Origin of the sequence: Bradyrhizobium sp. SZCCHNPS1003, from assembly GCF_032381555.1 — a bacterium.
GTDB lineage: Bacteria > Pseudomonadota > Alphaproteobacteria > Rhizobiales > Xanthobacteraceae > Bradyrhizobium.
The window spans coordinates 98484-122369 of the sequence record NZ_JAUHIU010000019.1 but is presented as its reverse complement, the minus strand read 5'-3'; the positions used below and the strand labels follow the sequence as shown (position 1 = coordinate 122369).

Below are 23886 nucleotides of genomic sequence, written 5' to 3'. Positions count from 1 at the left end.
TCAGCCTCTTGGGCGCCTGATACGGACGTAGAGCGCGCCGGCGCCGCCATGTCCGACGTGGGCCTCCTCGAAGCCGACGATCAGCGAGCGGAATTCCGGCAGGCTCAGCCAATGTGGCACTTGGCGCCGGAGCACGCCGCGTTCAGGGTCCGCGCCGATGGTGCCCTTGCCGGTGATGACGAGCACGAAGGTCAGCCCATCATGCTGCGCGCGATGCAGGAAATGATGCAGCACTTGGTGCGCCCGGCTCTGGGTCATGCCGTGCAGATCGAGCCGCGCATCGATCTCATTGCGGCCGCGCGACAGTTTCGAACGCTCCTTCCGGCCGAGCGAAACCAGCGGCGGAATCGCTGGCCGGACGGGTTTCGGCGCGGCAACCGGCGCGACCGGCCGCTGCGTCATCGCGGGTTTGTCCGGCTGCGGTTCGGACGTCGTCATCGGCGGATGCAGCCGCACCGGGCGCTGTGTCTTGCGCAGCGGCTTGACCTGGCGCGCGACCGTTTCCCACAGCGTGCGCTCGTCCTCGGAAAGGCCGCGCTTGCGACGGCCGCGCGGCGGCTCGGGATCATGCGACATGGAAACGGCTTGTCATCGGCGGTTGCGGTGGCGTCTGCCATAACGCAATCGGCGGATATTGCGATCACTTTCGAGTCGCGGTCGGGCCTCGGGCAGGGGCACTGGCTGTGGGGCCACCACGTTCTGCGCCACCGTGGTCGCGGGTTTTGCGACGGCGATCGCGGAGGTAGCCGCGACGGGAGCAGCGGCCTTTGAATCCTTGGCCGCGGAGGGCGCCGCCGCCGTCTTGGCCTGGTCCTGCTCCTTCGCTTGATCTTTGGCAGCCTCCTTCGCTGCCTGCTTCGGCAGCGCTTGCGGAAACAGCTTGGCGATCTTCTCCGACGGACGCGCATCCGGCAGCGGCATCTTGCGGCCACGCGCGACCGGATCGAGGCTCTTCGGCACCAGCATCACGAACTGGATGCTGTGCTTGAGGCGGCCGGAGACTTTGCCGGCGTCCTGTCCCGCGCCGAAGTAGAGATCGGCGCGCGCAGGTCCGACGATCGCCGAGCCCGTATCCTGGGCAATCATCAGCCGGTGGAAAGCCGTCTTCGACTTCTCGGATTCGATCGGCAACTCGCCGGTGATGAAGAACGGCGTGCCATAGACGTGCAGCGACTTGTCGACCGCGATCGAGCGGCCCGGAGTCAGCGGGATGCCCTGGGCGCCGACGGCCTCGTCCTTCTCCGACAGTTGCACCTCGCGGAAGAAGATGTAGGAGCGGTTGGTCCGCCGCAGTTCGTTGGCACCTTCCGGGTTCTGCTCCATCCAGTCGCGGATGCGCTGCATCGACATCTGCTCGCGCGGAATGATGCCGCGCTCGATCAGGACACGACCGACCGGCGTATAGGGATGGCCATTATAGGCATCGTAGTTGATGCGGACGGTCGAGCCATCGTCGAGACTGATGCGCGCGGATCCCTGGATCTGGGCAAACAGCAGGTCCGTCTGGTTCCTCAGCCACGCGATCTCCAGGCCGCGGCCCTCGATGGCGCCGTCCTCGATCTCCGCGCGGTCGTAATAGGGGACCAGCTTGCGCCGTCCGATCTTCCGGTAGACGGGACCCTTGTTGGGCAGACTCGTCGCGTCCTGCTTGAAGCCGCGAACGAACAGATTGGAGGGGCGGCGATAGACCGGAACGTTGTAGACCTCGTTCTGGGTCCGCGAGCCGTCGATCACGGGTTCGTAGTAGCCGGTGACGAAGCCGTCGGCATCGCCGAGCTTGGAGATCTTCAGCGGCTCGAAGTGCCGTTCGAAGAACGCCCTTGCCGCGGCATTGTCGGCGAGATCGGCGGCCCGGGCGTCGCGGCAAGGATCACGCAGGGAATCGCCTAGCGCCTTGGCGTCCGGCGTGACATCCGTCTTGGCGGCGATCGGCCTGCAACTGGCGCGGAACGTCCGGTACGCCGCGAGCTGATCATCGTCGTTCCAGCCGGGCACGTCGTTCCAGGCCAATGGCAGGTACTGGCTGTTGTTGATTTCGAGCGGCCAGTCGAGCTGGGGGTAGGGCAGGTGGCGCACCGATGCCGCCGGGGTCCGGTGGCGCGAGCGCACCGCCTCGGCCGCGTAAGGGGCGAGCGCCACGGCAACGACGCTCAAGGCGAGCGCCGATGTCCAGTACTTCACGCGATGAGCGGTGAAACCCCGCTTCCAAATTTCGCGAACCATGCTTGCACCATCAAAGTACCACTCAACGCGAAATTCGGAGAAAACGGGATTCTAAAAAATCGACGTCACAATTCAAGAATGCGCCTCGTCGTCCTCCTGACGCAGCCGGCCGACACCGAGAGCGGTGCCCTCCAACGTAACGCCGGCGGCGGCAACCTATTCCATCAATGGCTGCCAGTGCCGACCAGCTTCCAGTTCGGATCGCGCGAGCCGGTGTCGCGGGCGAAGGTCCAGATGTCGGTGATGTCGGCCACCTTGTCCGGATTGCCGTCGACGATGTTGCCCATCTTGTCGCGTGTCACCGAGATCATCTGCGAGACGAAGCGCACCGTGACCTGCGCGGTGCGGTCGCGCAGCTCGGCACCGACCAGCTCGGCGGTATCGATGGAGACGAAGCGGGTTTCGGTCTTCTGCTCCTGCTTCTCACGCTCCTTGATAACGGCGTCGAAGCTCTCATAGACCTCGGACGACAGCAGGTCGCGCAACGCGCGGCGATCGCCATTGGCAAACGCCAGCACGATCATCTCGTAGGCGCTGCGCGCACCGGTCAGGAAATGGCGCGGGTCAAACGAGGAGTCGTCGGCGACGATCGCGTCGAGGCCGCGCGCGAGCGGCGTGCCCGGCTCGGCCAAGCCGCGCCAGCGATCGCCCGCCGCCGGCATCTCGCCGCCGGGGACCGAAGCCGAGGGGTCGACGGGCTTGTTGGGAACCGGCATAACGTGGTTGTCCGGCGCACCCTGGACCGCGTTTCTGGCGGCGTGATCGAACGGCGTCCGCTCGCTTCCGGTGCGCTGCCCGAGCACGGCGCGCAGGCGCACGAAGATGAAGACCGCCAACGCCAGGAAGATGATGGTATAAATGTCCACGTCGTGTTCGCTTTCTGACCTGTCGAGCCGAACGCGGAGCCCGGCCACCGGACACCCGTTCTACAGGATCCAGGTAAAGACCCGTGAATCCCTCGGTCGACCCGGATGTAGTCATCGAATTGGGCCCGGCCAATGGCACATTGTGGCGTAGCGATCCTAACCCTTTTCCCTCTCAAGGGGAAATCCGATCGCCCCCTGATTGGAACGGGGTAGGCCGGTCGCTGGTTCCGTCCGGGGGTCGATGCGACAAATAGAGGCATGCCGGCCGGATCAATCCTTTGCCTCGGCCTTTTGCGGCGTCCGTGGCTCGTCCTTGTGGAACAAGCCGGCCCTATGGTAGCCACGCGCCGCAACGACCCGCCCTTTTTGCCTGGAGAACACTGCGATGACCAACGGTAACGGCGCCACTCCCGAGGCGGCTGCTCCTCCTCAACTGAACGTGCTGGCCCAATACATCAAGGATCTCTCGTTCGAGAATCCGAACGCTCCGCAGTCCCTGGCACCGCAGGGCCAGCCGCCGCAGATCAATATCCAGATCAATGTCGGCGCCAACGCGCTGAATGACACGGAATACGAGGTGACGCTGACGATCGAGGGCAAGGCCGAGAGCGGCAGCCAGGTGATGTTCAGCTTCGAGCTGGTCTATGGCGGCGTGTTCCGGCTGGTCAACATTCCGCGCGAAAACCTGTCGCCGATGCTGCTGATCGAATGCCCGCGCCTCTTGTTCCCGTTCGCCCGCGAGATCGTCGCCAACTCGGTGCGCGACGGCGGCTTCCCGCCGCTGATGCTGGACCCGGTCGATTTCGTTGGCCTGTACCGCCAGAACATGGAGCGCCAGGCAGCGGCCCAGGGCGGCCAGGTGCTGTCGAGCTGATCTGGTTCAGCTTTACGATTGATGTTTGCAGGGCGTGATCCGCTGCCGATCCGGCGGATCACGTGCCGGCGAGAAACTCCATCCAGATCGGCTTGTCGCCGAGGGTGGCGATGAAGGCGCGATGCGCCTCTCGCTCCGCATCCGTGACCCGTGGCAGAAGCGGCTGCTCGCGCTGACGGCGCGGCGTATCGCCGGCCCCCCCGATGCGGATCTCCTGGCTGTCCTGGGTCAGGATCAGCTGCGACTGCCGCGCCCCGACGAGATCGACATAGACCTCCGCCAGCAGTTCGGCGTCGAGCAACGCGCCGTGCTTGGTGCGGCGTGAGTTGTCGATCGCATAGCGTGAGCAGAGGTCGTCGAGGCGGTTCGACACGCCAGGATGCTTGCGACGTGCGAGCAGCAGCGTATCGACCAGACGATCCCTGGGAATGGCCGCGCGCTTGATCCGGTCGAGCTCGGCATTGATGAAGCCGATGTCGAACGAGGCGTTGTGGATCACCAGCGGGGCATCGCCGATGAATTCCAGGAACTCCTCCACGATCTCGTGAAACAGCGGCTTGTCCGCCAGGAACTCGCTCGACAGTCCGTGAACCGCGAACGCCTCCGCCGGCATGTCGCGTTCGGGATTGATGTAGCGGTGGTAGACTTGGCCGGTGGGCATGCGGTTGATGATCTCGACACAGCCGATCTCGACCAGGCGGTCGCCGCGCAGGGCGTCGAGGCCGGTGGTTTCGGTGTCGAGAACGATCTCACGCATCTGATCTGATCCGTCGAATTCCGCGCCGCCGGCGTTCGCGAATCAGCCCCGGCGCTGCGGCATTCTAACGACCTCCGCCAGGATGTCGCGGATGCGTGCCCGCACCAGATCGAGCCCGTGCGAGGTATCCACGACGAAATCGGCGCGCTTGCGCTTCTCGGCATCCGGCATCTGCCGTGCGAGCAGCGCATCGAGCGCTTCTTCCGTCATCGTGCCGCGCGCCAGGATGCGTTGGCGCTGGATCTCGGGCGACGTCGACACCACCACCACGGCATCGACGCGCTTGTCGCCGCCGGTCTCGAACAGCAAGGGGACATCGACGACCGCAACCGGCACGCCGGACTGCTCGGCGTCATCGAGAAACTTCTGGTGGTAGGAGCGCAGCATCGGATGCACGATCGCTTCGAGCCGGCGGATCGCGGCGGGATCGCCGACGACCTTGGCGGAGAGCCTGGCCCGATCCACCTTGCCGTCCACCGTCGTCCCAGGAAATTCGGCTTCGATCGCCGGCGCGGCTTCGCCCTCATAGACCTTATGAACGGTCGCGTCGGCGTCGTAGACCGGTACACCGGCTTCGGCGAACAGCTTTGCGGTCGTCGACTTGCCCATGCCCATCGAGCCGGTCAGACCCAGCACTCTCATCCGCGGTCACTCCCCCTTACGCGTGGCTGCGGTCGGCATCAGATCCTGAGCAGCTTCGCTTCGCGAAAATAGGCGAGCAGCGGCAACAGCGGCAGGCCGAGTATGGTGAAGTGATCGCCGTCGATCCGGTCGAACAGGTGCACACCGAGCCCTTCCAGCTGATAGGCGCCGACGCTGGATGTGACGGCTTCGCCGGCGACATCGAGATAGGCCGCGATCTCGGTTTCGGTGAGGGCGCGCATCGTCATCCAGGCAATTGCGACGTGCGAGAACAGCACCTCACCGTTGCGGACCACGGCAATGGCCGAGTGCAGCGCATGGGTGCGCCCGCCCAGCGCCAACAGTTGCTGCATGGCATGCTGGCGGCCGGCTGGCTTGTTGAACATGCGCTCACCCAATGCGAGCGTCTGATCCGCGCCCACCACATATGAATTGGGCCTGCTTGCCGAGACCGCAGCGGCCTTTGCGTTGGCAAGGTGTAACGCGATCTCGTAGGGCGCCACCAGGCCGGCTTCGGCCTGCACCGCGCGTTCGTCGATATCGGCCGGAAGGGCCTCGCACGCGAGGCCTGCGTTCGCGAGCAGCATCCGCCGCGCGCGGCTTTGCGATGCCAGAATGAGAGGCTCGTCACTGCACCAGATGGACATTGATCCGCTCACTAGTCCGGAAGCCGCTGCCGCTGCCGGTCGGTATAGAGTTTCAGGATCGCGGCCGCCGTCTCCTCGATCGAGCGCCGCGTCACGTCGAGCATGACCCAGTTGAACTTCGCACTCAGCTTGCGTGCATAGGCGACCTCGTCCGTCACCGACTGCTTGTCGACATAATTCTCATTGCCGGATTCCGCACCCATGCTGAGCAGGCGATTCTGCCGCACCTGGATCAGCCGCTCCGGGGTCGCATGCAGGCTGACGACCAGCGGCTTCTTCAATGTCTCGAGCTGATGCGGGATCGGAATGCCCGGGACCAGCGGCACGTTGGCGGTGCGCACGCCGCGGTTGGCGAGATAGATCGAGGTCGGAGTCTTCGACGTCCGGCTGACGCCCACCAGCACCACTTCGGCGTCTTCGAGGCCGTCGACCATCTGCCCGTCATCGTGGAGCATCGTGTAGTTCAGCGCATCGATGCGGGCGAAATATTCGGCATTGAGCACATGCTGCGCACCGACGCGGCCGGCGGTCGATGCGCCGAGATAGGCCTCAAACAGCTGCATCACCGGACCGATGATCGACAGGCTCGGGATGTTGATCTGCTGGCACTTGCCTTCGAGCCGGCTGACCAGGTCCTTCTCGAGCAGGGTGAACAGCACGATGCCGGGGGCTTCCTCGATCTCGTCGAGCACACGGTCGAGCTGCTTCTGGCTGCGAACCAGCGGGTACACGTGCTCGACGGGGGTCACGTTGGTGTACTGCGCGGCGACCGCTCGCGCGACCGTGATCAAGGTTTCGCCCGTCGAATCGGAAACCAGATGCAGGTGAAAGTAATTGCCGGTGGTGGGCATCAAATCCTTAACGATCTGTGAATCCCTGTGAAGGATGGGACCAAAAAGCGGCCTCGGACCGCTCCCTTTGTATAACCCCGATAGTTCTGCACATGGTCGCCGTCCGGGACGGCGCCAGGCAGCAGCGCGATGATATCGGGACGAGGTCGGTTTGTCTCTGGATAAGCTGTCGAAGGATTTCGGCAAGCGTTTGAATCACATTGAACTCTGCGGCGATCCGGCGCGTGCAGCTCACATGTTGAGGGATGTGAACAAGCTGCGGGCACACTGCGGATGACATTGCATGAGTCCAATCCACCGCTACCTAGACTCAAACCTTAAGATTCTAAAATTATTTGGTTTGGAGGGGACTGAGCGAGCGGATATGTCTCGGCACGCAAGCTGATCACCAGCCGAGAGGATCACGCGTCTCCGATGTATGAGTGGATCAAGGCCCTGCACGTCATCGCCGTCATCGCGTGGATGGCCGGCATGCTGTATCTGCCGCGGCTGTTCGTCTATCATTGCGACGCCGAGATCGGCTCGAAGCAGTCCGAGACGTTCAAGGTCATGGAGCGGCGCCTGCTCAAGGCGATCATCAATCCGGCGATGACCGTGACGTGGCTTGCCGGGCTCTATCTGGTCTGGGCCGGCCACTGGTATACCAGCGGGTGGTTTCATGCCAAATTTCTGCTGGTGCTGATCATGTCCGGAGTCCACGGACTGTTCACCCGCTGGGTCAGGGAATTCGGCGCCGACAAGAACACCCGCAGCCAGAAATTCTACCGCTACATCAATGAGGTACCAACGGTACTGATGATAGGCATCGTGATTCTCGTGATCGTCAAGCCGTTCTGACCGTTTCCCTCGGAATACCGCTGCGCTGCAGACGCCTTGCAGACGCCGGCGCGATTTTCTATATTGTAGATATCCCACCCCACGCAGGCGGATGTGGTTGCGTTCCGGCTTGACCGGCCGCCGCATCAGGTCTGGTGCCTCATCGGCGCCAACCTTGCTCAGACCTGCGGACCTCATTTTCGTCCGCCTTCCCACAGCCACCTCGCATCCCTCCCAAGTCGCTTCCACAGGACCACCCCAATGCGGGAAATCAAACTACAGGACCTCAAGTCAAAGACGCCGGCCGAGCTCGTCTCCTTCGCGGAGGAAAACGGGGTCGAGAACGCCAGCACGATGCGCAAGCAGGAGCTGATGTTCGCCATCCTCAAACAGCTTGCGATCCAGGAAATCGACATCATCGGCGAGGGCGTCGTCGAGGTGCTCTCCGATGGCTTCGGCTTCCTCCGCTCGCCCGATGCCAACTACCTGCCGGGTCCCGATGACATCTACGTCTCGCCCTCGCAGATCCGCCGCTTCGGGCTGCGCACCGGTGACACCATCGAGGGCCACATCCGCAGCCCGAAAGAGGGCGAGCGTTATTTCGCGCTGCTCAAGGTCAACACGCTGAACTTCGAGGATCCCGAGAAGTCCAAGCACAAGGTCAATTTCGACAATCTCACGCCGCTGTTTCCGGACGAGCGCTTCCGGCTCGAGCTCGAGGATCCGACCCGCAAGGATCTGTCGCCACGCGTGATCGACATCGTCGCGCCAATCGGCAAGGGGCAGCGCGCGCTGATCGTCGCGCCGCCGCGCACCGGCAAGACGGTGCTGATGCAGAACATCGCGCACTCGATCACGGCCAATCATCCCGAGTGCTACCTGATCGTGCTGCTGATCGACGAGCGTCCGGAAGAAGTCACGGACATGCAGCGCTCGGTGAAGGGCGAGGTCGTGTCCTCGACCTTCGACGAGCCGGCGGCGCGTCACGTCCAGGTCGCGGAGATGGTGATCGAGAAGGCCAAGCGCCTGGTCGAGCACGGCCGCGACGTCGTCATTCTGCTGGACTCGATCACCCGCCTCGGCCGCGCCTACAACACGGTCGTGCCGTCCTCCGGCAAGGTGCTGACCGGCGGTGTCGACGCCAACGCGTTGCAGCGGCCGAAGCGCTTCTTCGGCGCCGCCCGCAACATCGAGGAAGGCGGCTCGCTGACCATCATCGCGACCGCGCTGGTCGACACCGGTAGCCGCATGGACGAGGTCATCTTCGAGGAATTCAAGGGCACCGGCAACTCCGAGCTCATCCTCGACCGCAAGGTCGCGGACAAGCGGACCTTCCCGGCGATCGACATCGCCCGCTCCGGCACCCGCAAGGAAGAGCTCATCACCGAGCCGCAGAACCTCAAGAAGATGTACGTGCTCCGCCGCATCCTCAATCCGATGGGCACGATGGACGCGATCGACTTCCTGCTCGACAAGCTCCGCAGCACCAAGAGCAATGCCGAGTTCTTCGAATCCATGAACACCTGATCGGCCCACGGTCTTGATTTGGAAAGGGCGCTCTTTGGAGCGCCCTTTTTGTTTGACTTGTTTGTCGCTGCGCCGGGCGAGAAGTCCTCGATGCTTATCCGCCCGCCATGGTTCGTCGGCGTAAAGCATGCCGCTGCAAACCGATTGTCTTTCGCTGCCGGTGAGCCCAACTGAGGATCATGCATCCTCACGACCAGACCATCTTCGCGCTGTCCTCCGGACGCCTGCCGAGTGCGATTGCGATCGTCAGACTCTCCGGGCCTCACGCCGGCATCGCCCTTCAGATGCTTGCGGGGAAACTGCCGCTGCCGAGGATGGCGACGCGCGCCTTGCTGCGGGATGGCAATGGCGAACCAATCGACGATGCCGTCGTGCTGTGGTTTCCCGGCCCAGCCAGCGCCACCGGCGAGGATGTTGCCGAGTTGCATGTCCATGGCAGCCGCGCCGTCATCGTGGCGGTGTTCTCGGTCCTGTCGGCGATGCCGCAGATGCGCCCTGCCGAGCCGGGCGAGTTCACGCGGCGCGCGTTCGAGAATGGCAAGATCGATCTGACCGAAGCCGAAGGCCTCGACGATCTCATTCATGCCGACACGGATCGGCAGCGGCGCCAGGCGTTGCGCCAGCTCAAGGGCCTGCTTGGTGACAAGGCGCGGGGCTGGCGTGAGCAGATCATCGAAGCTACGGCGCTGATCGAGGCCGGGATCGATTTTGCCGATGAAGGCGACGTGCCAACCGAGCTGATGGCGCCGGCGCTATCGCGGAGTGAGCAGCTCCTGGCAGAGATCGAGACCGTGTTGTCGGCGCAGGGCCGGGCCGAGCGACTACGCGACGGCCTGACTGTCGTCATCGCCGGACCTCCAAACGCCGGCAAGTCGACATTGATGAACCAGCTCGCCCGGCGTGAGGTGGCGATCGTCTCGCCTCATGCCGGCACCACGCGCGACGTCATCGAGATCCAGCTCGATCTCCAGGGCTATCCCGTCACGGTGATCGATACCGCGGGGATCCGGGAGACGGACGACCCCGTGGAGCAGGAGGGGGTGCGCCGAGCCCGGGATCGGGCTGCGCAGGCCGATCTTGTGCTGTGGCTGTCCGAGGATAGTCAGCCGGAGGCAGAGCGTCGAAGCGGGGTGCCTGTCTGGCTGGTCCGGAACAAGATCGATCTGCCGAGACCGCAGGAGACAGCCACTGCGATGGTGCAGGGCGATGCTCCGGTCTTTGCGATCTCGGCCAGAACCGGAGCAGGGGTGGCCGGCCTGTTGGAGGCTCTGATAGGCTTTGCCCGTGACTTCTTCGGATCGACCGAGAACGGCCTGATCACCCGGGAGCGGCAACGAGCCCTGCTCAATGAGACCGTGGCGGCGCTTCGTCGGAGCGTTACGGCTGTTGATCTCGGTGAGGAGCTTGCCGCGGAGGAGCTGCGGATCGCCGCCCAGGCGCTTGGGCGTCTGTTGGGGCGGGTCGATGTCGAGGATGTGCTGGACGTGATCTTCCGCGAGTTCTGTATCGGAAAGTAGCAGCGTCAAGAGCCTCGCCGGACGCAGATATGCTTAATGAAATGTTGCTTGGTTAACTGATCGTCAATCGTTTCACGTGAAACAGGGGTAGAGCCCTCGTTGGACGTTTCACGTGAAACAAGTCCCAGATGGCACCGATGCTGTTTCACGTGAAACATCTCCCTGCCCGACGGTGGCGAATGTTTCACGTGAAACGTCTTCCGAGCGTTGTCCGCACGCGCTAGATAAGCCTCATGAGCGAGCATCTGACATCCTACGACGTCATCGTCATCGGTGGCGGCCACGCTGGCTGTGAAGCTGCGGCGGGCGCGGCGCGCATGGGTGCCCGAACCGCCCTGATCACGCATCAGTTCGCGACCATCGGCGCCATGTCCTGCAATCCGGCCATAGGTGGGCTGGGGAAGGGACATCTGGTTCGCGAGGTTGATGCTCTCGATGGGCTGATGGGTCGCGTCGCCGATGCCGGCGGTATCCAGTTTCGGGTTCTGAATCGTCGGAAGGGGCCGGCCGTTCGAGGTCCACGCGCCCAGGCCGACCGCAAGCTCTACGCTGCAGCGATGCAGTCGGCGATCCGGGAGACCGCGAACCTCGCCGTCATTGAAGGCGAGGCGGACGAACTGATCGTTGCCGGCGGGCGTGTAGCGGGGTTGCGGCTGGCTGATGGTCGGACCTTCATCTGTGGCGCTGTCGTCATCACGACCGGCACGTTCCTGCGTGGTCTGATCCACCTGGGTGAGAGAACCTGGCCGGCCGGCCGGGTCGGCGAAGCGCCGGCGCTGGGGCTGTCCCGGTCGCTCGAAGCCATCGGATTTCGGCTTAGCCGCCTCAAGACCGGCACGCCGCCGCGTCTGGATGGATCGACGATCGACTGGACAGCGGTCGAGATGCAGCCCGGCGACGATCCGCCGGAGCCGTTCTCCGTCCTGACCGACAGGATCACCACCCCGCAGATCCAGTGCGGGATTACCCGAACGACGATCGCGACCCATGAGGTGATCCGCGCCAACGTCCATCGCTCGCCGATGTACTCCGGCCAGATCAAGTCGACCGGGCCGCGCTACTGTCCGTCGGTTGAGGACAAGATCGTACGCTTCGGTGATCGCGACGGTCACCAGATCTTCCTGGAGCCGGAAGGGCTCGACGACACCACCGTCTACCCGAACGGTATCTCGACCTCGTTGCCCGAGGAGGTCCAGCTCGCGCTGCTGCCGACCATCCCGGGCCTCGAGCGCGTCCGGATGATCCGACCGGGCTATGCGATCGAGTACGACCACGTCGATCCACGCGAGCTGGAGCCAACGCTCCAGACCAAGCGGATGAGGGGCCTGTTCCTGGCGGGTCAGATCAACGGCACGACCGGCTACGAAGAGGCTGCCGCCCAGGGTCTGGTAGCCGGGCTCAATGCGGCGCTCGCGGCGGGCGGCGGCGAGTCGATCGTGTTCGATCGTGCCGACGGCTATCTCGGCGTGATGATTGATGACCTCGTGACGCGCGGGATCACCGAGCCCTACCGCATGTTCACCTCGCGCGCCGAGTATCGTCTCACGCTGCGGGCGGACAACGCCGATCAGCGTCTCACCGACAAGGGCATTGCGCTCGGCTGCGTCGGTGGCGATCGCGCGCGTTTCCATCGAACCAAGATGGATGCGTTGGAGGCTGCCCGTTCGATGGCGAGGTCGCTGACGATCACGCCCAACGAGGCGGCGAAGCATGGCCTCACGCTCAACAAGGATGGCCAGCGCCGCTCGGCCTTCGAGCTGATGGCCTATCCGGAGATCAGCTTCTCCGACATCAGAGCGATCTGGCCCGAGCTTGGCTCGATCGATCCGGCCATCGCCGTCCATCTGGAGATCGACGCCAAATATGATGTCTATGTCCGCCGCCAGAGCGAGGACGTCGATGCCTTCAGGCGCGACGAGGGACTGATGCTCGGCGACGTCGACTATGCGCTTGTGCCAGGGCTTTCTAACGAGGCGCGGGCGAAGCTGACAACGGCCCGGCCATGGACGATCGGGCAGGCCGGCCGGATCGATGGCATGACGCCAGCTGCGCTCGGAATTCTGGCTGCCTATCTCCGCCGTGAGGCACGGCGCAACAAGGCGACGGGCTGAGGGGGCGTTTCACGTGAAACGATCGTCGACATCCGTGGTGCCCGACGGCATCGGAGCGGACAAGGCCGCGGCGCTCGTGCTGACTCCCGTTTCACGTGAAACGGAGCAGCGCCTCGATCGCTACATTGCGCTGCTGCTGGAGTGGCAGGCGAAGACCAATCTGGTCGCGCCGTCGACCTTGCCCCATCTCTGGACGCGCCACATCGCCGACTCGTTGCAGCTTCTCGACCTCGCGCCCGACGCCAGGATCTGGATTGATCTGGGCAGCGGCGGCGGCTTTCCCGGCGTCGTGCTTGCTTGCGCTTTGGCCGATCGGCCGGGTGCACAGATTCACCTGGTCGAGCGCAACGCCAAGAAGGCAGCGTTCCTGCGCGAAGCAATTCGCGTCACCGGCGCTCCGGGGATCGTGCATTTGTCAGAGATCGGGGATATCGTGGAGAAGTGGAGCGGGCGAGTCGATTGCGTGACCGCACGCGCGCTGGCTCCACTACATCAGCTCATCGGCTTTGCGGAGCCCTTGGTGAAAAAAGGCGCGAAAGCGCTGTTTCTCAAGGGTCAAGATGTAGAAGCGGAATTGACCGAATCTACTAAGTATTGGAAAATTGAGTCGAAACTTCACTCCAGCCGGACGGGCGGGCAGGGCTGGATCGTCGCAATCGATTGCATCGAGCGACAGAGCTGAATTCCGTCAAGACGACAACCAATGGCGATCGCGCATGGCCGTAATTGATCAGATTTATCAAGAAGATAGAGCCCCGCACCCGGAGGGGCATCCGCGCATCCTGGCGCTCGCCAATCAGAAGGGCGGGGTCGGCAAGACCACGACCGCGATCAACCTCGGCACGGCGCTGGCAGCGATCGGCGAGCGGGTGCTGATCGTCGACCTCGATCCGCAGGGCAACGCCTCGACCGGGCTCGGCATCGACCGCGGCAGCCGTAACTGCTCGACCTATGACGTGCTGATCGGCGAGGCCTCGCTGCGCGACGCCATCGTTGCGACGGCCGTGCCGCGGCTGCACATCGCCTCCTCGACGATGGACTTGTCGGGTCTCGAGCTCGAGCTCGGTTCCACCGCCAACCGCGCCTTCCGTCTGCGCGATGCGATCGCCGGCCTCAACAACAACGTCTCGCCGGAGAACGACTACACCTACGTGCTGGTCGATTGTCCGCCGTCGCTGAACCTGCTGACGGTCAATGCAATGGCCGCGTCCGACGCGATCCTGGTGCCGCTGCAGTGCGAGTTCTTCGCGCTCGAAGGTCTGTCGCAGCTGCTGCAGACCGTGGAGCAGGTGCGCTCGACCCTGAACCCGAACCTCTCGATCCACGGCATCGTGCTGACGATGTTCGACTCGCGCAACAACCTGTCGAACCAGGTCGTCGCCGACGTCCGCCAGTTCATGGGATCGAAGGTCTACAACACGATGATCCCGCGCAACGTGCGCATCTCGGAAGCGCCGTCCTACGGCAAGCCGGTGCTGGTCTACGACTTGAAGTGCGTCGGCAGCGAGGCCTATCTCAAGCTCGCGACCGAAGTCATTCAGCGCGAGCGTGACCTGCGCACGAACTGACTTTGCCTCTGCTCCGGGGGACCTCGTCGCCCGGATCTCATTCGAGGACGACGGCGGGTTTCGAAATGAATCCGCTCCCTCGTTCATTGTGCCGACGGGACCGATCGGCAGCAGACGCAAGCGGAGCGTGACGTGAATCCAAAGGAGAAGGCGATGGCCGACGAGTCGCGATCGCGATTGGGCCGGGGTCTCGCAAGTCTGATCGGTGACGTCGGGCGCGAGGCGGGGGCGCCGCCGGAGCGGCCGCGCAACCAGCGCAAGGTGCCCATCGAGTTTCTGAAGCCCAACCCGCGCAATCCGCGCAAGACGTTTTCCGACGGCGAGCTCGCCGAGCTCTCGGCCTCGATCAAGCAGCATGGCGTGATCCAGCCGATCGTGGTGCGTCCGGTGAAGGGCCAGCACGACCGCTACGAGATCATCGCCGGCGAGCGGCGCTGGCGCGCCTCGCAGGCCGCCGGCCTGCACGAGGTGCCGATCGTTCCGGTCGATGTCAGCGACAGCGATGCGCTGGAGCTCGCGATCATCGAGAACGTGCAGCGCGAGGATCTCAATCCGATGGAGGAGGCGCAGGGCTATCACGCGCTCGCCAACGAGTTCAAACGCAACCAGGAAGACATCGCCAAGATCGTCGGCAAGAGCCGCAGCCACGTCGCCAACATGATGCGGCTGACCAAACTGCCGGCCGAGGTGCAGGGCTTCATCGCGACGGGACAGATCTCGGCCGGTCATGCGCGTGCGCTGATCAACCTGCCGGATCCGATGTCGGCGGCGAAGAAGATCATCGCGGAAGGATTGAACGTCCGCCAGACCGAGGCGCTCGCGCACGAGGAGGGCGTGCCGGAACGCAAGCCGCAGAAGCCACGCAGCTCTGGGGGCAGTGCGCCGGCGGAGAAGAAGGACGCCGACACCATCGCGCTGGAGAAGCGCGTCGGCGATGCACTCGGCCTTTCGGTGTCGATCAGCCACCGCGACCCCGGCGGTACGGTGCAGATCACCTACCGCAGCCTCGAGCAGCTCGACGAGGTGATGCGGCGGCTGGAGCAGGGTTAGGCCGTTAGGTCGTAATTGCTGTTCCGTTGTCGAGATACTTCCTACGAACTCCCGTCAGCTTTGTTGTGACGTCCTCACCACATCGTCATGGCCGGGCTTGACCCGGCCATCCATCTTTTAGGGGTACTCGCTCCAAGAGGATGGCTGCCCGGGTCAAGCCCGGGCACGACGAGTTACTCATTAGGCGACGGGTACGACCAGTGCTTCCTGGTCACGGTTGCCTCTGGTGATCTCGAAACTCTCCTCCGTCATTCCGGGGAGTGCGCAGCACGAACCCGGAATCCATCTCTCGGCAGATCGCTTGGCCCGATGGATTCCGGGCTCGCCGCGCTGGCGCGCGTCGCCCCGGAATGACGTCGGAGATTGGAGCAAGGCCTCGGGCCCACTCATCCCTTGCGCCGCGCGTTCACCGCGATCGACAGCAGCGTTCGCTGCGCGATGGCTGCGGCGAGGCCCGGCTGCTTGCGCATGTCGAGGGCGGCGGTGGCGAGCTGGTCGATGATCGGCAGCAGCCGCGCCGGAGAGAAATTACGCAGCGCCGTCTCGGCGCTCGGCTTTCGTGAGAAATGCAGCCGCGGAAAACCGCCTTCGAGAATGGCCGACACGGGCGTGCCGGATGCGACGGCAAGGGCCGACTTGTGCAGCCATGCCGCATGTCGCTGCGCAGCGGAGATGATGACACCGGGATAGGTGCCGGCGATCATGGCCTTGCCGAACTCGGTCTCGACCATTTCGGGCTTGCCGCCGAAGGCGCCGTCGACGATCGGGTCGAGCTTCATCTCCGAGGCGTCGGCGACCACCGCCATCACATGGTCGAGCGTCACCTCGCCCTCGCCATGAGCGAACAAGGTCAGCTTGCGCAGCTCGTTGCGCGAGGCCTGGCGGTCGCCGCCCAGCAGGGCCATCAGCGAGGCGCGAGCGTCGGGCGCGATGCGCAGGGCGGCGATGCGCAATTCGTCGTCGATCAGCTTGGCGAGATCGCGCTCGGTGTCCGGGTAGCAGCCGATCGCGACCGCCGTTTTGGCCTTCTCGCAAATCTTGCGCAGTGGCGAATCGGGGCGGATGTCGCCGGCCTCGATGACGATGCGGCAGTCCCGTACATTCATCTCGCTGAGCGTCTCGACGCCGCTGGCGAAATTGCGCGAGCCGGCGCGCACCCGGATGGCCCGCCGGCCGCCGAACAGCGGCACGGTCATGGCTTCGTCGACGAGGCGCGACGGTTCCGCGGAGAGCTCGTCACCGTCGAGCCTGACCACGGAGAAGGGATCATCGGGGTTGTCGACGGCCGACGCGATAAGGGCCTCGGCGCGCTCACGGACCAGGCCCGTATCCGGGCCGTACAACAGGATCAGCGGCCGGGCGGCGTCCGGTTTGGCCAGGAAGGCATCGATGTCTCGTCCGCGCAGCGCGACCACGGCGATGTCAGCCGAGCGTCAGGTGCCGGCGGTGAAATAGGCTGCGAGCCGCGTCTTGATCTTCTCGGCGACTTCCTCGGAGGCGCGATCCTCGGCATCACGGAAGGCGCGCTGGCGGGCGAAGCGCTGGTATGAGCCGGGGATGTCATAAGAGGTACGCGCGAAGGTCGTACCGGTCATGACCGACTTGTTGGTCGCCAGCTCGACCAGATTGTACTGCACGTCGACGCCGACATTCTCGGTCGTCGGCAGACCGGTCGTCTGCGAGACGATCAGCGAGGACCGGCTGGTCTGCAACCGCAGCACCAGCTTGTGGGTCGGGGCCGTGCCGGTCGCGGTGCCGTAGAGCTTGAATGCGAGCGCGTTGCGGATACCGACGCCAATGCGCGCCTCGGGGGAGGCGTTCGGCTTGTCGACCGGCGGCAGCTCGATGCCCATCAGCTTGTCGCGCAGGGCAGGGGTGCCGTCGGCGTGCTCCGCGTACATCGGCTGGAAGCAGCCGGCCGTCAGCCCGGCCAAGGCGGCCACGGCAACGAGGCGTGCAGCGATCCGAAACCTAGCCGACGACATTCACGATCCTCTTGGGAACAATGATCACCTTGCGAACGGCCTTGCCGTCCAGCGCTAGTTTTACTGCATCGAGGGCCAAAACGGCAGACTCAATTTCCGGATTCTGCGCGTTGCTGGCGACTGTGACTTCTCCGCGCTTCTTGCCGTTGACCTGGACGACCAGGGTCATGCTGTCCTCAACCAGCAAATCGCGTTCGATTTGCGGCCAGGAGGCCTCCGAGATCAGGCCAGTCTGGCCCAGCACCTGCCAGCATTCCTCGGCCAGATGCGGCATCATCGGCGAGATCAGCTGCACCAGGATGCCAGCGGCCTCGCGAATCGCCCAGGCCAGGTCCGGCGCCGGAGTCGCCGGCCGGCCCAGCACCTCGGCCAGCGCGTTGGCGAATTCGCGGATGTGCGCCAGGCAGACGTTGAAATGCAGCCGCTCGATGCCGCCGGTCACCTTGTCGAGAGCGCCATGCGCGGCCTTGCGCAGCGCCAGCGCGTCTGCGCCGAAGTCGGAGGGACGGGAGGAGGCGGCCTCCTGGCCTGCTGCGACCGATTCGTTGACCAGCCGCCACAGCCGCTGGACGAAGCGGGCCGCGCCCTGCACCCGTTCGTCGCTCCAGATCACGTCGCGATCCGGCGGTGAGTCCGACAGCATGAACCAGCGCGCGACGTCGGCGCCGTAGCTCTCGATGATGTCGTCGGGATCGACGGTGTTCTTCTTCGACTTCGACATCTTCTCGATCGGGCCGATCGTGATGTCCTCGCCGGTGGCGGCCAGCACCGCGCGGCGGCCGTTGCCGCCGACCTCGATCTTGACCTCGGCGGGATTGACGTAGGTGCCATCGGCCTTCTGGTAGGTCTCGTGGACCACCATGCCCTGCGTGAACATGCCGGCGAACGGCTCGTCCATGGCGACGTGGCCGGTGGCCTTCATCGCGCGGGTGAAGAATCGGCTGTAGAGCAGATGCAGGATCGCGTGCTCGACGCCGCCGATATACTGATCCACCGGCATCATCCGGTTGGCGACCGCAGGTGTCGTCGGCGAGGTCTCGTTCCACGGATCGGTGAAGCGCGCGAAGTACCAGGACGAATCGACGAAGGTGTCCATCGTGTCGGTTTCGCGGGTCGCCTTGGCCCCGCATGTCGGGCAGGTGACGTGCCTCCAGCTCGGATGGTGGTCGAGTGCGTTGCCGGGCTTGTCGAAGGTGACGTCATCAGGCAGCACGACCGGCAGGTCCTGCGCCGGCACCGGCACGACATCGCATTTGGGGCAGTGGATCACCGGGATCGGGCAGCCCCAATAGCGCTGGCGCGAGATGCCCCAGTCGCGCAGGCGGAAATTGACCTGGCGCTCGCCGACCGGCGCGCCGCCGCGCGGCTCGCTCTCGAGCCGCCTGGCGACCTCGTCCTTGGCTTGCGCGATCGTCATGCCGTCGAGGAAGCGCGAATTGATCAGGCGGCCGTCGCCGTCGAACGCGGTGTCGGTGATGACGAAGCTCGCTGGGTCCTGGCCCTCGGGGCAGACCACCGGGACATTGCCGAGGCCGTATTTGTTGACGAAGTCGAGGTCGCGCTGGTCATGCGCCGGGCAGCCGAAGATGGCGCCGGTGCCGTACTCCATCAGCACGAAATTGGCGACATAGACCGGCAAGGTCCAGCTCGGATCGAACGGGTGCACGGCGCGGATGCCGGTGTCGAAGCCCTGCTTCTCCGCAGTGTCGATCGCCTCCTGCGCGGTGCCGATCCGCTTGATCTCGGCGATGAACGCGGCGAGCTCCGGGTTCTTCGCCGCCGCGGCCTGGGCCAGCGGGTGGTCGGCCGAGATCGCCATGAACTTGGCGCCGAACAGCGTGTCCGGCCGGGTCGTGAAGATCTTCAATTCGGTCTCGCCGGCCGGCGTCGTCGCCGGATCCAGCGCAAAACGGATCAGCAGGCCTTCCGAGCGGCCGATCCAGTTGCGCTGCATCAGCCGCACCTTGTCGGGCCAGCGGTCGAGACCATCGAGCGCGTCCAGCAGCTCCTGCGAGTACTTCGTGATCTTGAACACCCACTGGTTCATCTCACGCTGTTCGACCACCGCACCGGAGCGCCAGCCGCGACCGTCGATGACCTGCTCGTTGGCGAGCACGGTCATGTCGACCGGATCCCAGTTCACCTTGCGCTTCTCGCGCTCGACCAGCCCCGCCTGCATGAAGTCGAGGAACATCTTCTGCTGGTGCTTGTAGTAGGACGGATCGCAGGTCGCGAACTCGCGCGCCCAGTCGAGCGACAGCCCGATCGAGCGCAGCTGCTTCTTCATCGCGGCGATGTTGTCGTAGGTCCACGCCTTCGGCGCCACCTTGCGCTCGATCGCGGCGTTCTCCGCCGGCAGGCCGAACGCATCCCAGCCCATCGGGTGCAGGACGTTGAAACCCTTGGCGCGCATGAAGCGGGCCAGCACGTCACCGAGCGTATAATTACGGACGTGGCCGATATGGATGCGTCCCGACGGATAGGGAAACATCTCGAGTACGTAGTATTTCGGGCGCGGATCGTCGTTCTTCGTGGCGAAGATCGCCTTCTCGTCCCACTGGCGCTGCCAGCGCGGCTCGGCTTCACGGGCGTTGTAGCGTTCGGATGTCATGGAATCGCTTATAATTTTCGAGGATTCGCGTCGTTTGAAGACGGCGGACTAGGCCACAAAAGCGGCAGCCCGGTCAATGGGGCGACAGATGATGATACCATTTTGGGCATCTGCTAAGCGACGGTAATCGTGAGTTTTTTTGCGGGCTCTGCCGGCAGTGTCGAAGGTCCGATTGAGGCACGGTTAAGACTTGAATGGGAGACTGAGTGCATACATCCAGGCATCCGCCCGCATCTGGGGTCACTCCACATCGTGTCCGGCGCTACGTTCGACGAGCTTGACTTCGAGTACGCGACGACGGTCGCGGAAAAGGCCATGAAATCCATGGCTCAACAGCGCGTGCCACCGACGCCTAACAACTTCCATCTGTGGTTCAAGTACTCACTGGGCTCGGCGTCGGACCTCAAGCGCGCCGTCGACATCCTGGTCAGCAACAAGCGCAAGTTCGACAAGACCACCAACCAGGCGCTGTTCGACACCTACATCGGCCAGCAGGGTACGGAAGCGGCCGTCGTCCACAAAGTCTCGCAGCAGTTGCATGGCGTGATGGACTCCGCCAAAAGTTATCTGACCGCCGCGATCGCCGACAACCGCACGCACATGGCGGCGATCGATGGCGTTGCCGAACGCAGCGAGCAGGGCGTCGATCCGAAGATCCTGATCGAGAACCTGGTCAGCGAGCTCGCCCAGGCGACCGCGCGTGCTGCGAAACTCGAAGTGAGCTTTGCCGAAAAGTCACGCGAGCTCGACACCATCAGGGACTCGCTCAACAAGTCCGAGCAGCGCGCGCGCACCGACACGCTGACCGGATTGCCGAACCGCCGCGCGCTCGAAGAGTTCTTCCGCCACGCGCAGATCGAGGCGATGGAGCGCGACGAGCCGCTCAGCATTCTCCTGATCGACGTCGACCACTTCAAGAAGTTCAACGACAATTACGGCCATGGCGTCGGCGATCAGGTGCTTCGCCTTGTCGCCAAAGCCTTGCGCGAGCGCGTCCGCGACAACGATCTTCCGGCGCGCTATGGCGGCGAGGAACTGATCGCGGTGCTGCCGCAGACCGACCTCGAAGGTTGCACTGTCATCGCGGAGCGGATCCGACGCACCATCGCCGACTGTCAGTTCACGCGTCGCTCGACCGGCGAGGTGTTGCCGCAGATCACGGTGTCGATCGGCGTCGGCCAGTTCCAGTTCGGCGAATCGATGGCTGATCTCATCGACCGTTGCGACCGCGCGCTGTATCTCGCCAAGAAGCTCGGTCGCAACCGCGTCGTCACCGAGCTCGAGCTCGACCGCAAGCTCGCGGTCGGCTGATTGCGGGCCGCGGCCGCAGCGCCCTATCCGGCGCGCACCACGCCGCTCCTGTCGTCAGCGAAATCCGCGAAGCCATGTGCAACCACCGTGTTGCGGCCGCGATGCTTGGCCGCATAGAGCGCGGCGTCGGCGGCTTCGATCAGGTCGGAGGGCATCAGCGATTCGTTCGGCCGCGTCGAGGCGACGCCGACGCTCACGGTGACGCATTGATGCGCCGAGGTCGCATGCGGCAGCTCGAGCTCCAGCACCGCGGCGCGCACCTGCTCGCCGATCGCGAGCGCCTCTCTGGCACCCATGCCCGGCAACAACAGGCAGAACTCCTCACCGCCATAGCGGCCGGCGAAAGCCGTCATCGCGCCGGCGATCTGCGACAGCGTCTCGCCGAGACGTGACAGGCAGGCGTCACCCTCGGGGTGACCATAGGTGTCGTTGTAGAGCTTGAAGTGGTCGACATCGATCATCAGCAGCGACAGCTCGGTGCCGGCCTGCTGCGCGCGGCTCCATTCGACGTCGATGCGGTTCTGGAAGCCGCGGCGGTTGGCGAGGCCTGAGAGCATGTCGATCGACGCCATCACCGTCAGCCGGTCATTCGCGGCGACCAGCTCGCGCTCGCGCTGGCCAAGCTTGGCGGCCATCGCATTGAAGGACTTTGCCAGCGGCACGAACTCCGACGGCAGATGCTTGGTGGTGACGCGCGCCGACCAGTGGCCATGGCCGAAGCGCTTGGCGGTCGCGGCGAGCATGCTGACGGGCTTCACGATCAGCTTCTCGGCGGCGATCAGCGCGCCGAGCAGCACGATCAGGCACACGAGGCCGGCCTGCAGATAGGCGTTGCGGATCTCGCGGTCGATGGCGGCGGTGACGCGGGTCTCATCGATGCTGACGATCAGCCGCGATCCGGTGTCGGCGATCCGGGTGAAGGTGATCGCGCGCTTGGATCCATCCGCCGCCGTGAAGCCCATCGTCTCGGTCGGCTTCCCCGAACTCAGCGCGGTCTCGGCAACGGCCGACAACAACGGCACGCTGTCGAGCGGCCGGCCGATCAGCTCGGTGCGGTCGACGGGCGCTGCCAGCACGGTTCCTTCGCTGTCGACCAGCACCGCCGTGATGCCGGGGCGGCCGCCAAGATTGTTCATGATCTTGGACATCCATTCCAGGTTCACGCTCGCCAGCATCACCGCGTCCGGCTCGCCGGTGATGGCGCCGACCGGATAGGCGGCCATGACGATCGGCACGTGCGACGGTTTCGACAGCAGGTAGTCGCTGAACACGAAATCGCGTGATTCCTGGGCGCCACGGAAATACGGCCGGTCGCTGAAATCGAGCCCGACATATTGGTTGTTGGTCGAGCACTGGATGCGGCCGTCGCGGCCGGCGATCATCAGGGTGCGGATCCAGGGCAGGGTCGCCGGCAGGCTGGCGCGCATCATGTCGCAACTGCGGCTCACGCCGGTGCTCGACGCCCGGACATAGGCGGTCGACTTCAGCACCGTCTCCACCGACATGATGACCTCGCGCTGCATGTCGGCGCTTTGCCGGGCGAGGCCGAAGAATTCCTCCGATGCGAGCGCGATCTGCCTCGTCCTGGCGCTTTCCAGGGAGCGCGCGCGTTCCAGCATCAGCGGCGCCACCAGGATCAGGGCGAGCAGCGCCAGCCGGGCGCGGATCCCCATCAGCCGGTTCAGCTTCACTCTATTGCGATTGAAGCGGATGCTTGGCATTTCTTTCCCCTACCCCGGCCGTGCAGGGTAAGGAGAAGGGCTCAAGAACCCTTTCTCGAACTCTGTAAAATTGCAGCCAAACCCGCAAATCTAACGACCGACGGACGCCATCGTGCCTGAATTGAACGCCTCATCCCCGTCCTCGCCGTCTGCGCTCGCCGCCGTCGAGCAGGAGATTCTGCGCGCCTGCCGCGATGCCGAGCGCGATCGCGCCTCGGTCACGCTGATCGCCGTGTCGAAGACCTTCGATGCCGAGGCAATCGAGCCGGTGATCGCGGCCGGACAGCGCGTGTTCGGTGAAAATCGCGTTCAGGAAGCCAAAGCCAAGTGGCCGCCACTGATGGCCGCGCATCCGGGACTCGCACTGCACCTGATCGGGCCGCTGCAATCCAACAAGGCCAAGGAGGCGGTGGCGCTGTTCGAGGCCATCCATTCGGTGGACCGGCCAAGCCTGTGCGCGGCGCTCGCCAAGGAGATTTCCGCCCAGGGCCGGCATCCGCAGCTGTTCGTCCAGATCAATACCGGCGAGGAGCCGCAGAAGGCGGGAATCGCGCCCGGCGACGCCGACGCCTTCATCGCCGCCTGCCGCAAGGACTACGGGCTCGCGATTTCAGGGCTGATGTGCATTCCGCCGGTAGAGGACGCGCCCGGTCCGCATTTCGCGCTGACCGCCAAGATCGCCGCCCGCAATGGCCTTGCGCATCTGTCGATGGGCATGAGCGCCGACTTCGCCACCGCCATCCAGTTCGGCGCCACGCATGTCCGTGTTGGCTCGGCGATCTTCGGGCATCGCTGAAGGGGGGCGCAAT

General features: G+C 64.6%; 21 protein-coding genes. 10 read left to right on the top strand and 11 right to left on the bottom strand.

Annotation, left to right across the window (positions count from 1 at the left end; translation table 11 throughout):
• From QX126_RS27435 to QX126_RS27425, 3 genes are all read right to left on the bottom strand, one after another.
• Positions 1 to 576 carry a Smr/MutS family protein gene (locus QX126_RS27435; protein WP_315785007.1) on the bottom strand — a complete coding sequence of 192 codons (576 nt, stop codon included), beginning with the start codon at positions 574 to 576 and terminating at the stop codon, positions 1 to 3.
• A gap of 12 nt (positions 577 to 588) precedes the next feature.
• Positions 589 to 2223, bottom strand: coding sequence for a murein transglycosylase A (locus QX126_RS27430; protein ID WP_315785004.1), 1635 nt, complete (start codon positions 2221 to 2223; stop codon positions 589 to 591).
• 164 nt (positions 2224 to 2387) lie between these two features.
• The gene (locus QX126_RS27425; protein WP_315740421.1) at positions 2388 to 3089 is read right to left on the bottom strand and encodes a Tim44/TimA family putative adaptor protein; all 702 of its coding nucleotides are present in this window, start codon (positions 3087 to 3089) and stop codon (positions 2388 to 2390) included.
• A gap of 385 nt (positions 3090 to 3474) precedes the next feature.
• Here QX126_RS27425 and secB point away from each other — a divergent pair, with 385 nt between their 5' ends.
• Complete coding sequence (secB, locus tag QX126_RS27420) at positions 3475 to 3963, top strand: protein-export chaperone SecB (protein WP_315740420.1); 489 nt, start codon at positions 3475 to 3477, stop codon at positions 3961 to 3963.
• A 58-nt stretch (positions 3964 to 4021) separates the two neighbouring features.
• On the opposite strand, the gene dnaQ is transcribed toward secB, so the two are convergent.
• The 4 genes from dnaQ to QX126_RS27400 are packed head-to-tail and all read right to left on the bottom strand — an operon-like array spanning position 4022 to position 6860.
• A complete protein-coding gene (gene dnaQ / locus QX126_RS27415) occupies positions 4022 to 4720 on the bottom strand; it encodes a DNA polymerase III subunit epsilon (protein ID WP_315740419.1) in 699 nt (232 codons plus the stop codon).
• Between the two features lie 42 nt (positions 4721 to 4762).
• Entirely contained in the window at positions 4763 to 5362 is a 600-nt protein-coding gene (gene coaE, locus QX126_RS27410) for a dephospho-CoA kinase (protein WP_315785001.1), read from the bottom strand.
• Positions 5363 to 5400: 38 nt separating this feature from the next.
• On the bottom strand, positions 5401 to 6009 hold the full coding sequence (locus QX126_RS27405; RefSeq protein WP_315740417.1) for a Maf family protein: 609 nt from the start codon (positions 6007 to 6009) through the stop codon (positions 5401 to 5403).
• Positions 6010 to 6020: 11 nt separating this feature from the next.
• Positions 6021 to 6860: a pyruvate, water dikinase regulatory protein gene (locus QX126_RS27400; protein WP_315740416.1), complete on the bottom strand. Its 840-nt coding sequence runs from the start codon at positions 6858 to 6860 to the stop codon at positions 6021 to 6023.
• Positions 6861 to 7274: 414 nt separating this feature from the next.
• On the opposite strand from QX126_RS27400, the gene hemJ reads away from it, so the two are divergent.
• The 7 genes from hemJ (at position 7275) to QX126_RS27365 (ending at position 15449) form a co-directional block, all read left to right on the top strand.
• On the top strand, positions 7275 to 7697 hold the full coding sequence (hemJ, locus tag QX126_RS27395; RefSeq protein WP_315740415.1) for a protoporphyrinogen oxidase HemJ: 423 nt from the start codon (positions 7275 to 7277) through the stop codon (positions 7695 to 7697).
• 240 nt (positions 7698 to 7937) lie between these two features.
• On the top strand, positions 7938 to 9203 hold the full coding sequence (gene rho / locus QX126_RS27390; RefSeq protein ID WP_315740414.1) for a transcription termination factor Rho: 1266 nt from the start codon (positions 7938 to 7940) through the stop codon (positions 9201 to 9203).
• Positions 9204 to 9382: 179 nt separating this feature from the next.
• Positions 9383 to 10720 carry a tRNA uridine-5-carboxymethylaminomethyl(34) synthesis GTPase MnmE gene (gene mnmE / locus QX126_RS27385; protein ID WP_315784998.1) on the top strand — a complete coding sequence of 446 codons (1338 nt, stop codon included), beginning with the start codon at positions 9383 to 9385 and terminating at the stop codon, positions 10718 to 10720.
• A gap of 233 nt (positions 10721 to 10953) precedes the next feature.
• Positions 10954 to 12831 carry a tRNA uridine-5-carboxymethylaminomethyl(34) synthesis enzyme MnmG gene (gene mnmG, locus QX126_RS27380; RefSeq protein WP_315784996.1) on the top strand — a complete coding sequence of 626 codons (1878 nt, stop codon included), beginning with the start codon at positions 10954 to 10956 and terminating at the stop codon, positions 12829 to 12831.
• A 13-nt stretch (positions 12832 to 12844) separates the two neighbouring features.
• Positions 12845 to 13513, top strand: coding sequence for a 16S rRNA (guanine(527)-N(7))-methyltransferase RsmG (gene rsmG, locus QX126_RS27375; RefSeq protein WP_315784992.1), 669 nt, complete (start codon positions 12845 to 12847; stop codon positions 13511 to 13513).
• A 34-nt stretch (positions 13514 to 13547) separates the two neighbouring features.
• Positions 13548 to 14399, top strand: a complete 852-nt coding sequence (locus QX126_RS27370) for a ParA family protein (RefSeq protein ID WP_315759087.1) — start codon at positions 13548 to 13550, stop codon at positions 14397 to 14399.
• A 153-nt stretch (positions 14400 to 14552) separates the two neighbouring features.
• Positions 14553 to 15449: a ParB/RepB/Spo0J family partition protein gene (locus tag QX126_RS27365; protein ID WP_315740410.1), complete on the top strand. Its 897-nt coding sequence runs from the start codon at positions 14553 to 14555 to the stop codon at positions 15447 to 15449.
• Between the two features lie 386 nt (positions 15450 to 15835).
• Here the strand turns inward: QX126_RS27365 and holA are convergent, their stop codons facing one another.
• From holA to leuS, 3 genes are read right to left on the bottom strand one after another with little or no spacing between them, the layout of a single operon-like run.
• Positions 15836 to 16864, bottom strand: coding sequence for a DNA polymerase III subunit delta (gene holA, locus QX126_RS27360; RefSeq protein WP_315740409.1), 1029 nt, complete (start codon positions 16862 to 16864; stop codon positions 15836 to 15838).
• Positions 16865 to 16882: 18 nt separating this feature from the next.
• A complete protein-coding gene (gene lptE, locus QX126_RS27355) occupies positions 16883 to 17434 on the bottom strand; it encodes an LPS assembly lipoprotein LptE (RefSeq protein ID WP_315740408.1) in 552 nt (183 codons plus the stop codon).
• Positions 17421 to 20045: a leucine--tRNA ligase gene (gene leuS / locus QX126_RS27350; protein WP_315784989.1), complete on the bottom strand. Its 2625-nt coding sequence runs from the start codon at positions 20043 to 20045 to the stop codon at positions 17421 to 17423. Before leuS ends, lptE begins: the two co-directional genes overlap by 14 nt.
• Before the next feature lie 324 nt (positions 20046 to 20369).
• On the opposite strand from leuS, the gene QX126_RS27345 reads away from it, so the two are divergent.
• On the top strand, positions 20370 to 21356 hold the full coding sequence (locus QX126_RS27345; protein ID WP_315740505.1) for a GGDEF domain-containing protein: 987 nt from the start codon (positions 20370 to 20372) through the stop codon (positions 21354 to 21356).
• A gap of 23 nt (positions 21357 to 21379) precedes the next feature.
• Here the strand turns inward: QX126_RS27345 and QX126_RS27340 are convergent, their stop codons facing one another.
• Complete coding sequence (locus QX126_RS27340) at positions 21380 to 23077, bottom strand: diguanylate cyclase domain-containing protein (RefSeq protein WP_315740406.1); 1698 nt, start codon at positions 23075 to 23077, stop codon at positions 21380 to 21382.
• A gap of 112 nt (positions 23078 to 23189) precedes the next feature.
• On the opposite strand from QX126_RS27340, the gene QX126_RS27335 reads away from it, so the two are divergent.
• Entirely contained in the window at positions 23190 to 23873 is a 684-nt protein-coding gene (locus tag QX126_RS27335) for a YggS family pyridoxal phosphate-dependent enzyme (RefSeq protein WP_315759092.1), read from the top strand.
• The last annotated feature ends 13 nt before the right edge of the window (positions 23874 to 23886 follow it).